General features: G+C 59.7%; 14 protein-coding genes. 9 read left to right on the top strand and 5 right to left on the bottom strand.

Annotated elements, in window-relative coordinates:
* Positions 1-74: 74 nt before the first annotated feature.
* Together AC0Z8Z_RS21445 and AC0Z8Z_RS21440 are read right to left on the bottom strand one after the other, a co-directional pair.
* Complete coding sequence (locus AC0Z8Z_RS21445) at positions 75-704, bottom strand: response regulator (RefSeq protein WP_122536572.1); 630 nt, start codon at positions 702-704, stop codon at positions 75-77.
* Positions 701-2,707 (bottom strand): PAS domain-containing sensor histidine kinase, encoded by a 2,007-nt coding sequence (locus AC0Z8Z_RS21440; protein WP_485620430.1) that lies wholly within the window; start codon positions 2,705-2,707, stop codon positions 701-703. Before AC0Z8Z_RS21440 ends, AC0Z8Z_RS21445 begins: the two co-directional genes overlap by 4 nt.
* Positions 2,708-2,909: 202 nt before the next feature.
* Between AC0Z8Z_RS21440 and AC0Z8Z_RS21435 the strand changes: the two genes are divergently transcribed.
* On the top strand, positions 2,910-3,893 hold the full coding sequence (locus AC0Z8Z_RS21435; RefSeq protein ID WP_485620429.1) for an alpha/beta hydrolase family protein: 984 nt from the start codon (positions 2,910-2,912) through the stop codon (positions 3,891-3,893).
* 56 nt (positions 3,894-3,949) lie between these two features.
* On the opposite strand, the gene AC0Z8Z_RS21430 is transcribed toward AC0Z8Z_RS21435, so the two are convergent.
* From AC0Z8Z_RS21430 to AC0Z8Z_RS21420, 3 genes are read right to left on the bottom strand one after another with little or no spacing between them, the layout of a single operon-like run.
* Positions 3,950-4,723, bottom strand: a complete 774-nt coding sequence (locus AC0Z8Z_RS21430; protein ID WP_485620428.1) for a DnaJ domain-containing protein — start codon at positions 4,721-4,723, stop codon at positions 3,950-3,952.
* On the bottom strand, positions 4,724-5,392 hold the full coding sequence (gene murU, locus AC0Z8Z_RS21425) for an N-acetylmuramate alpha-1-phosphate uridylyltransferase MurU (RefSeq protein WP_485620427.1): 669 nt from the start codon (positions 5,390-5,392) through the stop codon (positions 4,724-4,726).
* Positions 5,393-5,449: 57 nt separating this feature from the next.
* A complete protein-coding gene (locus tag AC0Z8Z_RS21420; protein ID WP_485620426.1) occupies positions 5,450-6,493 on the bottom strand; it encodes an aminoglycoside phosphotransferase family protein in 1,044 nt (347 codons plus the stop codon).
* A gap of 129 nt (positions 6,494-6,622) precedes the next feature.
* Between AC0Z8Z_RS21420 and AC0Z8Z_RS21415 the strand changes: the two genes are divergently transcribed.
* The 8 genes from AC0Z8Z_RS21415 (at position 6,623) to AC0Z8Z_RS21380 (ending at position 16,462) form a co-directional block, all read left to right on the top strand.
* The gene (locus AC0Z8Z_RS21415) at positions 6,623-9,406 is read left to right on the top strand and encodes an LPS-assembly protein LptD (RefSeq protein ID WP_485620425.1); all 2,784 of its coding nucleotides are present in this window, start codon (positions 6,623-6,625) and stop codon (positions 9,404-9,406) included.
* Positions 9,387-10,709, top strand: a complete 1,323-nt coding sequence (locus AC0Z8Z_RS21410; protein ID WP_163023110.1) for a peptidylprolyl isomerase — start codon at positions 9,387-9,389, stop codon at positions 10,707-10,709. Before AC0Z8Z_RS21415 ends, AC0Z8Z_RS21410 begins: the two co-directional genes overlap by 20 nt.
* Entirely contained in the window at positions 10,706-11,695 is a 990-nt protein-coding gene (gene pdxA / locus AC0Z8Z_RS21405) for a 4-hydroxythreonine-4-phosphate dehydrogenase PdxA (protein ID WP_485620424.1), read from the top strand. The genes AC0Z8Z_RS21410 and pdxA overlap by 4 nt, the downstream gene beginning before the upstream one ends.
* Positions 11,692-12,498 (top strand): 16S rRNA (adenine(1518)-N(6)/adenine(1519)-N(6))-dimethyltransferase RsmA, encoded by an 807-nt coding sequence (rsmA, locus tag AC0Z8Z_RS21400; protein WP_122536564.1) that lies wholly within the window; start codon positions 11,692-11,694, stop codon positions 12,496-12,498. The genes pdxA and rsmA overlap by 4 nt, the downstream gene beginning before the upstream one ends.
* Positions 12,499-12,615: 117 nt before the next feature.
* Positions 12,616-12,996, top strand: coding sequence for a Co2+/Mg2+ efflux protein ApaG (apaG, locus tag AC0Z8Z_RS21395; protein WP_172609904.1), 381 nt, complete (start codon positions 12,616-12,618; stop codon positions 12,994-12,996).
* Positions 12,996-13,877, top strand: a complete 882-nt coding sequence (locus tag AC0Z8Z_RS21390; RefSeq protein WP_485620423.1) for a symmetrical bis(5'-nucleosyl)-tetraphosphatase — start codon at positions 12,996-12,998, stop codon at positions 13,875-13,877. The genes apaG and AC0Z8Z_RS21390 overlap by 1 nt, the downstream gene beginning before the upstream one ends.
* Positions 13,878-13,931: 54 nt before the next feature.
* On the top strand, positions 13,932-14,252 hold the full coding sequence (gene glpE, locus AC0Z8Z_RS21385) for a thiosulfate sulfurtransferase GlpE (protein WP_485620422.1): 321 nt from the start codon (positions 13,932-13,934) through the stop codon (positions 14,250-14,252).
* 287 nt (positions 14,253-14,539) lie between these two features.
* Entirely contained in the window at positions 14,540-16,462 is a 1,923-nt protein-coding gene (locus AC0Z8Z_RS21380; RefSeq protein WP_122536560.1) for a PrkA family serine protein kinase, read from the top strand.
* Positions 16,463-16,535: the final 73 nt, after the last annotated feature.

The raw sequence follows: 16,535 nt of genomic DNA, 5'->3' as shown, positions 1-16,535 counted from the left end.
ATAACCTGTAGGAGTGAGCTTGCTCGCGATAGCGTTTTACGAAGCATTACAGGAAGTCGTTTTTAGACACGCAATCAAACCAACTTATGCTCCATCGCATACTTCACCAGCTCGGCCAGCGAATTGATTTTCAGCTTTTGCATCAGGCGCGCCTTGTGGGTGCTGATGGTTTTGCTGCTTAAAGCCAGTTGCTGGGCAATGTCGTTGACGTTCGCGCCCTGGGCCAGGCGCTCGAACACTGAAAACTCGCGTTCGGACAACAACGAGTGCAAAGGCCGGCTATCCGTCAGACCGACTTCAAACACCATGCGATCGGCCAGGTCCGGGTCGATATAACGCCCACCCGCGGCCACGCGCCGGATCGCTGTCAGCAGCAACGCAGGATCGCTGTCCTTGGTGGCGTACCCAGCGGCGCCGACCTTCAAGGCCCGCGCGGCCATTTGCGCTTCATCGTGCATCGACAGCACGAGAATCGCAGGCGGATTGTTCAACGCGCGAATTCGCGGGATCGCCTCCAGGCCGTTGACGCCCGGCATGGAAATGTCCAGCAGCACGACCTCGCACGGGATGTGGCGCAAAGCCTCCAGCAACTGCTCGCCATTGCTGGCCTCCCCGACCACTTGCAGATCTTTCGCAAGGCCGATCAGCTGTTTGATGCCCTCGCGGACAATCGTGTGGTCTTCGGCAACCAATACGCGAATCAATGCACGTGCTCCTCAGCGACCGGGTCCAGCGGAATGTGGACGCGCAAGGTTGTGCCTTCACCGGGCAAGGTGTCCAGATGCAATTGCCCACCCATGATCAGCACCCGCTCGCGCATGCCCACCAGCCCGAACGACGCAGGACGTTCGGCGCGCTGATCGAAACCCTTGCCGTCATCGGCGATGCGCATGCACAGGACGCCGTCGCTAAGCGTCAGGCTGAGCTCAACGGTGTGAGCCTCGGCATGGCGCATGACGTTGGTCAACGACTCCTGAAGAATGCGAAACAGCCCGATGGCCGTTGCGTCCTGCAGGCTGGGCAGATTGTCCGGCACCTGCACCAGGCACGGGATCTGCGTGCGCGCTTCGAAGCGCCGGGCCTGCCATTCGATGGCCGAGGCAATGCCCGCGTCGAGAATCGGTGGCCGCAGCGCGGTTGCCACGTCCCGCACCAACTGGAACAACTGCGCAATCAGGCGCTTCATGCTGTTCAATCGATCCCGCAGGCCAGGGTCGAGATCGGCGTAGGCCAGTTCGCACATGGATGTTTCCAGCTTGAGCACGGTCAGCATCTGACCCAGTTCATCGTGGACTTCCCGGGCAATACGCGCCTTTTCTTCTTCGCGCACGGTTTCCAGGTGCGCCGACAGCTCGCGCAACTGCTCGGCGAGCACCTGCAAGCGCGCTTCACTTTCTTGCAGCGCAGCGAGGGACCGACGCCGTTCGGTCACGTCGGTGATGAACACCACCAAGTACTCGGCGTCGCGAAAGCGCAGAAAGCTCAGCGACACATCGGCAGGCAGGATGCTGCCATCGGCGCGCACGCAATTGCTTTCGTAGTTCTGCGGCCCTTCTTCGGTGGAGCGCGCGGTTTTCCACAGATTGAGCCAGCGATCCATGTTCAGCCCCGGCTCGAAATCAATCAGCGGCCGGTCCACCACCCCACCCGGCGCATAACCCAGCATGGTTTCGGCGGCCTGATTGGCGTAGCGCACATGGCTGTCCCAATTGACCCAGAGAATGCCGACGGTGCTCTGATCGATGGAGAACTGCGCCAGCCGTAATGCCTCTTCGCCTGCCAGGCGCCTGGCGATGTCATCCCGCGCGGCGAGTAATTGTTTCTCCAGTTGCTGCTGTTGTTTTCGCTGCCAGTAAACGATCGCGGCGCTGGCCATGAGCAGGACCAACAGCAGTAGCGCGATGTTCTTCCACAGCCCCGGCGACTCAGTGATCTGCGGATATTTAGGCTGCAGCCATTGCGTGTGTAACTGTTCGAGATCCCGGGCCGGAATGGCGCTCAATGCTTGGCTGATGATCTCGGCGAGCTGTGGCGTGTCACGTCGGGAAGCCACACGCAGCAACTGCGGGAAGCCAATGTCGCCAACTACGGCGAGCCCGGCAAACTCGGCTTCGCGGGACAGACGGCTGAGCTGCGCTTCATCGATCACGGCGTATCGCGCCTGCTGACTGAGCAAGAGCTGCAGAGCCTGACGCTCCAGCGGCACGCCTTGCAGATTGAGGTGGGTGTAGTTGCTGCGCAGGTAGTCAGCGGTGGCGCTGGGCATGCGTACGGCGACGCGCGCCTGGCTGTCGAGCTTTTCCAGATCCACCGCACCGGTGCCATCACGTTCGCCGACGATCAGTTGCGGCACGCGCATGTACGGATCGGAATACAGCCACAGGCGCAAGCCGGCGGGCGTCTGGGTCAGGCCGGGTGCGAAGTCGATCTGGCCGTCGACAAGGGCTTTTTCGAGCTCGGCCTGATCGGCATAGCTGCGCCACAGCAGCTCCACCTGAAGGGTCTTTGCCATGAGATTGATGAGGTCGACGTTCGCGCCCGACAACTGCTGAGCACGACGATCAAGCTGAGCGTAAGGCGTTTGAAGGACGAGCCCGACGCGCAATTGCCCACGGTGGGTCAGCCAGTCCCGCTGTTCGCGACTCAAAGGGTCGGCCTGCGTGGGCGAGGCGGCGGCATGGTGCGACATCAGCAACGCGATCAGCATCAGGCCGATCAAGAGCGCGCCGGTATCGCCGATAACCCGAAGGCACCGCGCGTGGATTATCAAACTGTCGTCTCCATTTCCCTGAATCCCGTGCCGATCATGCGCTGTGTCTGGCGCTCGCTGTGGAGCCGATTGCCTGGCCTGACAAACCGCCGTCAACCCATTAGTCTGCTGGAATTGTTTCCGGCCTTTGGAATACTCGATGTCCTACACCCTTCGCGCACTATTTCCTGCGCTGTGCCTGACGCTGATACTACCTTGCTCGCCGCTCGTGGTGGCTGCGGACCCGACGCCGGATAAAGACGCCAAGCCGGCTGAAGCGCCGGTCGAGCGGGCCGCACTGCCGTCGCGCACTGAAGAAGACACCCTGGCGCTGGAGCGTCAGGTGCCGCAAGTCGAGCAACAACAGTTGCAGGCGGGCGACGAGGCCTTTCTGGCCCTGTGGAAACCGGCGAACGTCGACGAGCCCAAAGGTGCGGTGATCATCGTGCCGGGCGCCGATGAATCAGCAGACTGGCCGACGGCGGTGGCACCGTTGCGACGCAAGTTGCCGGACGTCGGTTGGTCCAGCCTCAGTTTGAGCATGCCGGACGCTCACAATGACGGTATTTTCGCCCGCGCGGTGGATGCACCAGCGGCGGCGGGTGACGGCGATAAAGCAAAGGACGTAGCGGCAAAAGCCCCCGACCCTGCGGCCACCGCTGAAGCGGAAGCTGCAGCGGCCGCCGAACAGGCCGCCGCCCAAGCCGAGATCGCCAAGGCAAACGCCGAGAAAATCTTCGCCAGGATCGACAGCGCGGTGGCGTTTGCCCAGCAGAACAAGGCCCGCAGCATCGTCCTCCTTGGCCACGGCAAAGGCGCTTATTGGGCGGCGCGTTACATGAGCGAGAGGCCATCGCCGGCTGTTCAACGCCTGGTAATGGTCACGGCCGTGGACACCGGCAAGGAAACGCCATCGCTGATGGAGTTGCTGCCCACACTGAAAGTCCCGACGGCCGACTTCGTCAACAAGGATCGTCCGGTGCCACGTCAGCAGGCACAAGACCGCCTGGACGCCAGCAAGCGAAGCAAAAACGCGCGGTTCACCCAAGTCGTACTGAGCGCCATTCCCGGCAACCCGGCGATGGAACAGGACCAACTGTTTCGTCGGGTTCGGGGATGGTTGGAAGGGGATGCAGCGAAGTAGCCCTGATCGCCTGCGATGCTGCCTGCGCTCAGGGCAGCATCAACGAAACAAAAGCGTCAGCGAAACCCGCGTCGATCGCGAATCACCGCGTAGGCGTGATGCAGTTCGCGGGTTTTCTCGGTGGCATCACGAACCTGTATCTGGCTGGCGCCACTGCCGGCGATCTTGTCCGGGTGATGCCGACTCAGCAAGCGACGATAGGCCCGCTTGATCTGCGCCGGTTCGGCATCGGCTTTCACGCCCAGCAAACGGAGCGCGTCCTGAAACTCGCCGCCACTGCTGGCGGGCGCGCCCCGCGAACGCTGCTCGTCTTCGGTCGATGACAAGCCTTCGACCTTGTCCGCCGTCCAGCCCAGCCATTTGCCCCACAGCACAATTAGTTCACGCTCGGTGCGCGACGCCCTGCCATCCGCCCACGCCATGCGCCAACAGGCACGCAACAAACCTTCTGCGGCGTGGGGCTGGGTTTTCAGGCGCGTGAGGTGGACACGCAAATTGTCGCGCCCGTCCTTACCCCGATTAAACGCCTGGATTGCCCGTCGTTGCGCCGCCTCGCCGAGGTCCAGTCGGCGCATTTCAACGCGCGCCTGCTGAATGTGCCCGTCGACCACCCGACCATCGCTCTTCGCCAGACGCCCCAGCATGATGAAAATAAGCTCGTCATCCTGCGGCACGCTGCGGCCATTGGCACGCTCGCGCATCTCCGCCCAGCTGCGGAAATGCAGTCGCCGATCTAGCGCCTGCCCAAGAAGTGCGCCGAGCATGGCGCCGGGAATGCTGGCAATCAAATAGCCGACGCCACCGCCGACCACCGTAAATGGCCACAGCATTTAGGATTTCACCGCAAGGATCTGCTCGACTTCGGCCAGACGCTCATGGGTACCGACATCCACCCAGCGGCCGCCGAAACGTTCGCCGGTCACCAGGCCTTTCGCCATGGCGTCGCGCAACAGGGGCGCCAGCTTGAACGCGCCTTCGGTGCAGCCCGCGAAGAGTTGCGGATGCAGCACCGCAATGCCGCTGTAGGTCAGGCGCGGCCGAGCTGCGTCGTCATGCACCTGCCCGTTGATCAGCGCGAAATCCCCGCCAGGGTGATGCGGCGGGTTGTCCACCAGCACCAGATGCGCAAGCCCCTTGAGCGGTTTCATCAATGAGCTGAAATCGAAGTCGACCCAGATATCACCGTTGACGACCAGAAAAGGCTCGTCGCCCAGCAGCGGCAGCGCACGGAAGATCCCGCCACCCGTCTCCAGGGGTTCGCCTTCAGGGGAGTAGCGGATTTTCAGGACCCACTGACGACCGTCGCCCAGATAATCTTCGATCTGCTGGCCCAACCACGCATGGTTGATAACAACGTCTTCAACGCCAGCCGATTTGATCGCGCGAAGGTGATACTCAATCAGTGGAACGCCGCCGGCACGCACCAGCGGTTTGGGCGTGTGCAGGGTCAACGGGCGCAGGCGCTCGCCTTTACCCGCCGCCAGAATCATCGCTTTCATGCGGCCCTCATCAAGACAATCATCAAGTGCAGTCCCTCTTCAATTTCAGTCCATCCATTACCCAGCAGATGCCGGATTTGCCTGTGTCGGTTTTGTATGGCCAAGGCTGGTCAACAGATTGCTCAACTCAACCAGCTCGGGGCGTCGCGCCAACACCGCCTCTATATAAGAGAAGAAGCGTGGTACATCCGCGACGTAGCGTGGTTTGCCGTCACGGTGGCAAATGCGGGCGAAAATACCGATCACCTTCAAATGCCGCTGCACGCCCATCAAATCACTGGCACGACGGAATTCATCGAATTCTTCCTGCACCGGGATGCCCGCCGCAGCGGCTTTATTCCAATACAGCTTGAGCCAGTCTGCTACGCGCTCCTCCGGCCAGCTCAGGAACGCATCCTTGAACAGGCACGTAATGTCGTAGGTGACCGGGCCATATACAGCGTCCTGAAAATCCAGCACGCCAGGGTTCGGTTCGCTGAGCATCAGGTTGCGCGGCATGTAATCACGGTGCACCAGCACCTTCGGCTGGGCCAGCGCGCTTTCGATCAGCAGATCGCTGACGGCCTGCCAACTGGCCTGCTGCGCCTGATCAAACGCCACGCCCAGATGATGCTTCACGTACCACTCGAGAAACAGCTCCAGCTCGCGGCGCAGCAGTGCCACGTCATAACTCGGCAACGGCGCATCCATCGGCAGTTGCTGGTAGGCGAGCAATGCGTCGATTGCGTCACTGAACAGCTGATCGGCATTTTGCTCGTCGATCACATCCAGATAAGTCTGACGACCCAGGTCATTCAACAAAAGGAAGCCCTGATTCAGGTCTTCGGCATAAATTTTCGGAACATTAATGCCCGACCCGCTCAATAAATGAGCGATATCCACGAAGGGTTTGCAGTTTTCCTGTGGGGGCGGAGCATCCATGACAATAAAAGTGCGGCCCTCCCCCTCCCAGCGAAAGTAACGTCGAAAGCTGGCGTCGCTGCTGGCAGCAGTCAACGTGGCCGGGGGTATCGGGCCCCAGTTCTGAGCCTCGAATAAGCGCGGGAGCTGTTCATCGAGCCAAACTTTCAGGTGTTGCAGGCGTACATCTTGATCTGGCATTGCAAGGGTCTCCGACGGCGCTAGCCGTCAAGCGGGTCATGCTTTATTATCCGACATCTTTTTCAGCCCATCGAGAGGCGTGCGGCCCCCCCGCGGGCAGATGGCGCGCAGGAAGCCCGGACTAATAAGATGGCATTGAAATCCCCCGCGTTTCGTAAAAAATTTCCGTTGCTCGTAACCGGCAGTCTGCTGGCGATGCAACCCTTGGCCGTCCCGTACGTGGTTGCCGCCGAACAGTATGACTGCTCGGTGTCTGCAACAGGTGCATGGGATTGCTCCCCGAAAACCAACGCAGCCCAGTTGCCTCCGCGCCCCGTGCACGACGCCAACAGTGTTTCGTCCAACAGCGGCACGGCAGATGGCGCTCAGACGACCACCACCTCCGATGGCGAAGTCGTGCCCAAAACGATGCTGGTCACCGAGGCCAAGGGCCGTGGCCTGAAGTCGCGCAGCGCCGATTACAGCCACCTTGACTGGGTGCCGCGCGAGAAGCTGACCGCAGCCCAACTGGCTGAGACCGGTCCGTATTGCTCGGGCGCCTATATCGAACCGATCCGTCCGGGCATGGACGACAAGACGCCGAAGAGCGACGCACCGACTTTCATCGGCGCCAAGGCTTCGCGTTATCAGCAGGAAGAACAGGTTGCGACCCTGGCAGGTGACGTCGTCCTGCGTCAGGGCAGCATGCAGGTCGAGGCTGACGAAGCCAGCCTGCATCAGGCCGAGAACCGTGGCGAGCTGAACGGCGATGTCCGTCTGCGCGACAACGGCGCCCTGATCGTGGGCGACCACGCTGAAGTCCAGCTGGACACCGGCGAAGCCAAAGTCGACAACGCCGAGTACGTGCTGCACAAAAACAACGTTCGCGGTAACGCCCTGTACGCTCGTCGTGCCGAAAACGCGATCATCCGCTTGAAGGACGGTACGTACACCACGTGCGAACCGAACAGCAACGCGTGGACGGTGAAGGGCAACAACATCACCCTGAACCCGGCCACCGGTTTCGGTACGGCCACCAACGCGACACTGCGCGTTCATGACATCCCGATCCTGTACACGCCTTACATCTATTTCCCGATCGACGACCGTCGCCAGTCCGGCTTCCTGCCACCGACCATCGGTACCAGCAGCGATACCGGCTTCTCGTTGCTCACCCCGTATTACTTCAACCTGGCGCCAAACTATGACGCCACGTTGTACCCGACCTATATGGCCAAGCGCGGTCTGTTGCTGGAAGGCGAGTTCCGTTACCTGACCAAGAGCAGTGAAGGTCAATTCGGTGCGGCTTACCTGAATGACGACGACGATGACCGCAAAAACCAGTCAGACTATAAAGACACCCGCTGGTTGATCAACTGGCAGGATCGCAGTGGTCTGGATTCGCGTTTGACCAGCAAAATCGATTACACCAAGGTCAGTGACCCTTACTACTTCAAAGACCTGAAAAGCGGTCAGGAAGGCGTTAGCACTCAAGACTATCTGCGGCAGCAGGGCGCTTTGTACTATCGTGGCGACAGCTACACTGCGACGTTGAATGCCGAGCAGTATCAGCTGACCACCGTGACTCAGATCACGCCTTACGGTCGCCTGCCTCAGCTCACGCTGAACGGTTCGCTGCCGTTTCAGCCTGCCGGCTTCAAGTTCGATTACGAGACTGAGTTGGTTCGGTTTGATCGCGACTTGAGAACAGGCGGCTATACCAATGAGGACGACATTACTCGACCTCGACTGGATTCCAACGTCAGCGGCCTTGCCCGTGCAAACGGCGATCGTCTGAACCTGGCACCGTCGGTAAGCCTGCCGCTGACGGCGAGCTACGGTTTTGTAACGCCTAAGCTTAAATACGTTTACACCCAGTACGATCTTGATCTGGACGCGCAGGGCAAACGTACGTTGCTGGCCGACGAGACTTATCACAGCAGCGAAAACCGCAGTGTTCCGATCTTCAGCGTTGACAGCGGCCTGTATTTTGATCGCAACACCAACTGGTTCGGTAAAGACTATCGTCAGACGCTCGAGCCTCGCGCGTACTACCTCTACGTTCCAAACAAAGATCAGACCGACATTCCGGTTTTCGATTCGGGTGAAACGACGTTCAACTACAGCTCGCTGTTCCGCGACAACCGATTCGTCGGCTCCGACCGTATCGGAGACGAGAACAAACTGTCGCTTGGCGTGACCAATCGCTGGATCGAAGACAACGGTTTTGAACGTCAGCGCGTGAGCATTGGTCAGGCGGTGTACTTTGCCGATCGCAAGGTGCAACTCCCAGGTATTTCCTTCGAAGACCGCAAAGATGCTCAGTCCGACGTTTCGCCGTATGCACTGGAATACGAATACCGCTTCAACCGCGACTGGCGTGCGACGTCGGACTTCAACTGGGACCCGGACAGCCGCAGCACTCGCTCCGGCAGCGCAATGGTCCACTACCAGCCTGAAGACGAGCCGGGCAAGATCGTTAACGCCGGCTATCGCTATCGTAACGACCAGGTTCGCTATGATCAGACGACCGGGCGCTGGACAGTGGGCGGCGGCGACGCGGTCCTCCCGGACGGCTCAGTCATCAAGGACTACTACAAGATCCAGCAGCATGACTTCTCGGTTATCTGGCCGGTTGTGCCGCAGTGGAGCGCCATCGCGCGCTGGCAGTTCGACTACAACCGCGACCGTACCCTCGAAGCCTTCGGTGGTTTTGAATATGACAACTGCTGCTGGAAGTTGCGTCTGATCAACCGTTACTGGGTCGATTACGACGAAACCACCCAAGAGGTTGCGCAGAACGAAAAAGGCGACCACGGCGTCTTCCTACAAATCGTGTTGAAGGGACTTGGCGGCGTCGTTGGCCAAAAAGTTGAAAGCTTCCTCGACAAAGGCATCCAAGGTTATCGTGAACGTGAAGACCAAGCTTTCTGATTGTCTGCGCCCGCTGATGCTGGGCGCGCTGCTTATCGGTTCTGTTGCGCACGCTGAAGTGCGTACCATCGACAAGGTAGTTGCCATCGTCGACAACGACGTGGTCATGCAAAGCCAGCTCGACCAGCGCACCCGTGAGGTTCAGCAAACCATCGCCAAGCGCGGGCAAGGCGTTCCGCCTGCCAGCGCACTGGAGTCTCAGGTCCTCGATCGTCTGATCCTGGAAAACCTGCAGATCCAGATCGGCGAACGCTCCGGCATTCGCATCAGCGATGAAGAGCTGAACCAGGCAGTTGCCACCATTGCTCAGCGCAACAACATGAGTGTTGACCAGTTCAAGGCTGCACTGACCCACGACGGGCTGTCCTACACCAGCGCACGTGAGCAGATCCGCCGGGAAATGATCATCAGCCGTGTGCGGCAGCGCCGGGTTGCCGAGCGCATTCAGGTCTCGGAGCAGGAAGTGAAGAACTTCCTGGCTTCCGATCTGGGCAAAGCTCAGTTCTCTGAAGAATTCCACCTGGCTAACATTTTGATCCCGACGCCGGACAGTGCAACGTCGGATCAGATTCAAGCCGCTGCAGCCAAAGCCAAGGACCTCTACGGCAAGCTGCAACAGGGTGCGAACTTCGAGCAGATGGCGATCGCGTCGTCGGCCAGTGAAAGTGCGCTGGACGGTGGTGACATGGGCTGGCGTAAAGCCGCTCAGCTGCCGCCTCCGTTCGGCGACATGCTGTCGTCCATGCGTCCGGGCGAGGTCACCCCTCCTGCGCGTACACCGGGCGGTTTCATCATCCTCAAACTGCTGGAAAAACGCGGCGGCGAGACTCAGACCCAGATGCGCGACGAGGTTCACGTTCGTCACATCCTGATCAAGCCAAGCGAAATCCGTAGCCCAGCCGAGACCAAGCTGCTGGCGCAACGTATCTACGACCGCATCCAGAATGGCGAAGATTTCGGCGAACTGGCGAAGAGCTTTTCCGAAGACCCGGGTTCCGCGCTTAACGGCGGTGACATGAACTGGGTTGACCCGCGCTCGCTGGTTCCGGAGTTCCGCGACGTCATGAATGAGACACCTCAGGGTGTCGTCTCCAAGCCGTTCGAGACCCAATTTGGCTGGCACGTTCTGGAAGTCCTCGGCCGTCGTTCGACTGACAGCACCAGTCAGGCGCGTGAACAACAGGCAATGACCGTACTGCGTAACCGCAAATACGACGAAGAACTGCAAACCTGGCTGCGTCAGATCCGTGATGAAGCCTACGTCGAGATCAAGCTCCCCGGAGCTGATCAGGCGGCCAAGTGAAACCCCAGCGTTTCGCCCTGACACCCGGCGAGCCCGCCGGCATTGGTCCTGACCTTTGCCTGTTGCTCGCCGCGCAGTCCCAGCCCCATCCCCTGATTGCCATTACCAGCTGTGACCTGCTCACCGAGCGGGCCGCCCAGCTGGGCGTGGCCGTTAGCCTGATTCCCGTCACACCCGCCGCCTGGCCTGACGTCCCCGCCCCCGCTGACAGTCTGTATGTCTGGGACACGCCGGTTCAGTCGCCGGTCATCGCCGGCCAGCTCGATAAAGCCAACGGCGGTTTCGTGCTCGAGACCCTGACCCGAGCCGGTCGCGGCTGCATGGACGGCCACTTCGCCGGCATGATCACAGCGCCGGTGCACAAGGGCGTGATCAACGACAGCGGCATCTCATTCTCCGGCCATACCGAGTTCCTTGCGGAGCTGACCCATACCGAACAAGTGGTGATGCTGCTGGCGACCGGTGATCTGCGCGTGGCGCTGGTGACCACTCACCTGCCCCTGCGTGACGTCGCCGACGCGATCACTGCTGAGCGGCTGGAGCGTGTGACGCGCATCCTGCACGCGGATCTGGTCAACAAATTCGGCATCGCCCGCCCGCGGATTCTGGTCTGTGGCCTAAACCCGCATGCCGGCGAGAGTGGCCACCTGGGCCGCGAAGAAATCGACATCATTGAACCTACTCTGGCGCGTCTGCGCAGCGAGGGGCTGGACTTATATGGCCCGCTGCCCGCCGACACGCTCTTTACCCCCAAATATCTGGAGCACTGCGACGCGGTGCTGGCGATGTACCACGACCAAGGCCTGCCCGTGCTGAAGTACAAAGGCTTCGGCGCCGCCGTCAACATCACGCTGGGCCTGCCGATCATTCGCACTTCCGTGGATCACGGCACGGCGCTGGATCTGGCGGGCACAGGCAAGATCGACACCGGCAGCCTCAGGGTCGCTCTGGAAACCGCCTATCAGATGGCCGAGACCCATTCATGAACGAGCAATTCCAACACAAGGCGCGCAAGCGTTTTGGCCAGAACTTCCTGCACGATGCCGGCGTGATCGACAAGATCCTGCGCTCCATTCGTGCGAAGGCCGAAGACCGCATGCTGGAAATCGGCCCGGGGCAAGGTGCCCTGACCCAAGGCCTGCTGAGCAGCGGCGCACAGCTGGACGTCGTGGAACTCGACAAAGACCTCGTGCCGATCCTCATGCATCAGTTCGGCAGCAAGCCGAATTTCAGCCTGCATCAGGGTGACGCGCTGAAGTTCGACTTCACCAGCCTGAACGCCGCACCCAATAGCCTGCGTGTCGTCGGCAACCTGCCGTACAACATCTCGACGCCGTTGATTTTCCACCTGCTACAGAACGCCTACCTGATCCGCGACATGCACTTCATGCTGCAGAAAGAAGTGGTCGAGCGTCTGGCGGCAGGCCCTGGCGGCGGTGATTGGGGTCGCCTGTCGATCATGGTTCAGTACCACTGCCGCGTGGAGCACCTGTTCAACGTCGGCCCGGGGGCATTCAATCCGCCGCCGAAAGTGGATTCGGCCATCGTTCGCCTGGTGCCCCATGAAACCCTCCCGCACCCGGCCAAGGATCACCGCGTGCTCGAACGCGTCGTCCGCGAAGCCTTTAACCAGCGCCGCAAGACGCTGCGCAACACGCTGAAAGCCCTGCTGACCAGCGAAGAAATCACCGAAGCCGGTGTGGATGGCAGCCTGCGTCCGGAACAACTGGACCTCGCGGCGTTTGTTCGCCTGGCCGACATGCTCAGCGAAAAGCCTGTCGCCGCTTGACCTTCTGGGGACATGTCCGGTCAAAGCGTCAGTGCTCATTTATCCGTTACATGTCCTAGACTGACTTTCAACCGGACCACTTCCGGCTTCTCCGCTTTCGCTTTTAAGGCCTCTTGCATGTCTGATTCTCGTTACCAGGTCGACGTCAGCGTCGAGACCCGTTTCCTAGCAGAACAATCACAGCCTGAGCACAACCGCTTCGCCTTCGCTTACACCATCACCGTGCACAACAACGGCGAGCTGCCAGCCAAGTTGCTGTCGCGCCATTGGGTCATCACCGACGGCGACGGTCAGGTTGAAGAGGTTCGCGGCGACGGCGTCGTAGGTCAGCAACCGCTGATCCAGCCTGGGCAAAGTCACACCTACACCAGCGGCACCGTGATGACCACCAAGGTGGGCAATATGCAGGGCACTTATCAAATGCTCGCAGAAGACGGCAAGCGCTTTGATGCTGTCATCGCGCCATTCCGTCTGGCCGTACCGGGGGCGCTTCACTGATGGCGGTTTACGCAGTCGGTGACCTGCAGGGCTGCCTTGAGCCGCTGAAGTGCCTGCTCGAACGCGTGGCATTCGAGCCTGGCAAAGACACGCTCTGGCTGGTTGGCGATCTCGTCAACCGAGGCCCGCAGTCATTGGAAACCCTGCGTTATCTCTACGCCATGCGCGACTCCGTCGTCTGCGTGCTGGGCAATCATGACCTGCACTTGCTGGCGGCCGGTCGCAACATCGAGCGCCTGAAGAAAGGCGACACGCTGCGGGAAATCCTCGAAGCGCCAGACGCGGTCGTGCTGCTCGACTGGTTGCGCCAACAGAAGCTGATGCACTACGACGCCGAACGTGACATTGCACTGGTGCATGCCGGAATCCCGCCGCAATGGACGCTGAAAAAGGCGCTGCGCTGCGCTGAAGAAGTGGAAGAGGCATTGCGCGATGACAATCGCTTTGAGCCCTTTCTCGACGGCATGTATGGCAACGAACCTGCCAAGTGGGACAAAGACTTGCAAGGCGTCACTCGGCTGCGGGTCATCACCAATTACTTCACGCGCATGCGTTTTTGCACCAGCGACGGCAAGCTCGATCTCAAAAGCAAGGAAGGACTCGACAGTGCGCCGGCGGGTTACGCGCCGTGGTTCAAGCACAAAGAGCGCAAAACCAAAGGCACGGGTATCATTTTCGGCCACTGGGCCGCACTTGAAGGCCGATGTGATGAGCCTGGCGTGTATGCACTGGATACGGGCTGTGTCTGGGGCGGCGCAATGACCCTGCTCAACGTCGACACCCGCGCGCTGATTCGCTGCGAATGCGACGAGCGCGGCAACGCAAAAGCACCCACCCCCGAGGCATCCCCTGTCAGCGAGCCGACGCCGCTGCAGCAGTAAATTCTCCCTACGTTCTCGACCGTTCGAGGACCCGACGGCCCAGGAGCCCGAGCCATGACTGACTTCAAACGCATCTCACCCGAACAAGTCCACGCCCTGCGCCAACAAGGCGCTGTGCTGGTGGACGTGCGTGACGCGCAGACCTATGCGACCCAGCACATTCCGGACTCCCATCACCTCGACAACCATTCCATCGCCGACTTCATTCGCCAGGCCGATCTGGACAAACCGTTGGTCGTCCTCTGCTATCACGGCAACTCCAGCCAGAGTGCAGCAGCCTATCTTGTAGGTCAGGGCTTCTCCGAGGTCTACAGCATGGATGGCGGTTTCGAGTTGTGGAAAAGCAAATTTCCTGAAGAAACCGCGCAAGGCTGATCGAAAAATATTTTTGCTGACCGCTATCCCGCGTCCTACGCGGGCTCGCGCCCTCATCTGACGAACGGGTATGCCCTGTTCATCCCCATTGCTTCTTTCTGTGCCCGAATCCGAACTACTCTTAGCCTCAGGCCATCCGAATCAGGGGAGAGCCGGTACACCGGCGCGTGGGTCATCGGTCGCTACTTTTATGGTGTTTGGGGGGTAATGGCAGCTGCGTGATCGGCTTCCATCCAGCATCAACTGACGATCCGCCGCCGGCTCCACGTATCGAGCGAGGTGACGTCATGAGTATTTTTAGCCACTTCCAACAACGCTTTGAATCGACACGGCAGGAAGAGCTCTCGCTACAGGAGTATCTCGAGCTCTGCAAAACCGATCGCAGCGCATACGCTTCCGCCGCAGAACGTCTGCTAATGGCCATCGGTGAGCCTGAGCTGTTCGACACGTCGACCAATTCCAGGCTGTCCAGAATCTTCTCCAACAAGGTCATTCGGCGCTATCCGGCGTTCGAAGAATTCCACGGCATGGAAGACTGCATCGAGCAAATCGTCTCGTACTTCCGCCACGCCGCCCAGGGCCTTGAAGAGAAGAAACAGATCCTTTACCTGCTCGGCCCTGTTGGCGGTGGTAAATCGTCCCTGGCTGAAAAACTCAAATCGCTGGTTGAAAAAGTACCGTTCTACGCCATCAAAGGGTCCCCGGTTTTCGAATCGCCTTTGGGCCTTTTCAAACCCACCGAAGACGGGACGATCCTCGAAGAGGACTACGGCATCCCACGCCGGTACCTGAACACCATCATGTCGCCATGGGCGACCAAACGACTGGCCGAGTTCGGTGGCGACATCAGTCAGTTCAAAGTGGTGAAGCTCTACCCTTCCATCCTCAATCAGATCGCCGTCGCCAAAACCGAGCCCGGTGACGAGAACAACCAGGACATCTCGGCGCTGGTGGGTAAGGTCGATATCCGCAAGCTTGAGGAATACCCACAGAACGACGCAGACGCTTACAGCTATTCGGGCGCGCTGTGCCGGGCCAACCAGGGCCTGATGGAATTTGTGGAAATGTTCAAAGCGCCGATCAAGGTGCTTCACCCACTGCTGACCGCCACCCAGGAAGGTAACTACAACAGTACCGAAGGCCTGGGCGCGATCCCGTTCACCGGTATTTTGCTGGCCCACTCCAACGAATCGGAATGGCACAGCTTCCGCAACAACAAGAATAACGAAGCCTTCATCGACCGGATCTACATCGTCAAGGTGCCGTACTGCCTGCGGGTCAATGACGAAATCAAGATTTACGACAAATTACTGTTCAACAGTTCCCTGTCCAAAGCCCACTGCGCGCCGGACACCCTGAAAATGCTCGCGCAGTTCACCGTCCTGTCGCGGCTTAAAGAGCCGGACAACTCCAACATCTATTCGAAGATGAGGGTCTACGACGGCGAGAACCTCAAGGACACTGACCCGAAAGCCAAGTCGATTCAGGAATACCGTGACAGCGCCGGCGTCGACGAAGGCATGAACGGCCTCTCTACACGGTTTGCGTTCAAGATCCTGTCGAAGGTCTTTAACTTCGATCCCCATGAGATCGCCGCCAACCCGGTTCACTTGCTTTACGTACTGGAGCAGCAGATCGAGCAGGAGCAATTTCAGGCCGAAACCCGCGAGCGGTATCTGCGTTTCATCAAGGAATACCTGGCGCCGCGCTACATCGAGTTCATCGGCAAGGAAATCCAGACCGCCTACCTCGAGTCCTACAGCGAATACGGCCAGAACATCTTTGACCGCTACGTGCTGTACGCCGACTTCTGGATTCAGGACCAGGAGTACCGCGATCCGGAAACCGGCGAGATCCTCAACCGGGTGGCGTTGAACGAGGAGCTGGAGAAAATCGAGAAACCGGCTGGCATCAGCAACCCGAAAGACTTCCGCAACGAGATCGTCAACTTCGTGCTGCGTGCCCGCGCCAATAACAACGGCAAGAACCCAACCTGGCTGAGCTACGAGAAGCTGCGGGTGGTGATCGAGAAGAAAATGTTCTCGAACACCGAGGACTTGCTGCCGGTCATCAGTTTCAACGCCAAGGCCAGCAAAGAGGATCAGCAGAAGCACAACGACTTTGTCACACGAATGGTCGAGCGGGGCTACACCGATAAACAGGTAAGGCTTCTTTCCGAATGGTACCTACGGGTCCGGAAATCGCAGTAAGGCAGCTGCAAGCGTCAAGCTACAAGCTGTAGGAAGAAAGCGCGTCAACCGCTTCTACTTGCAGCTTGCGGCT

This window comes from Pseudomonas sp. 1L-C-7-B-C1, from assembly GCF_057291635.1.
Note: the sequence above shows the minus strand (reverse complement) of the source record. Positions and strands in the feature narration are given on the sequence as shown.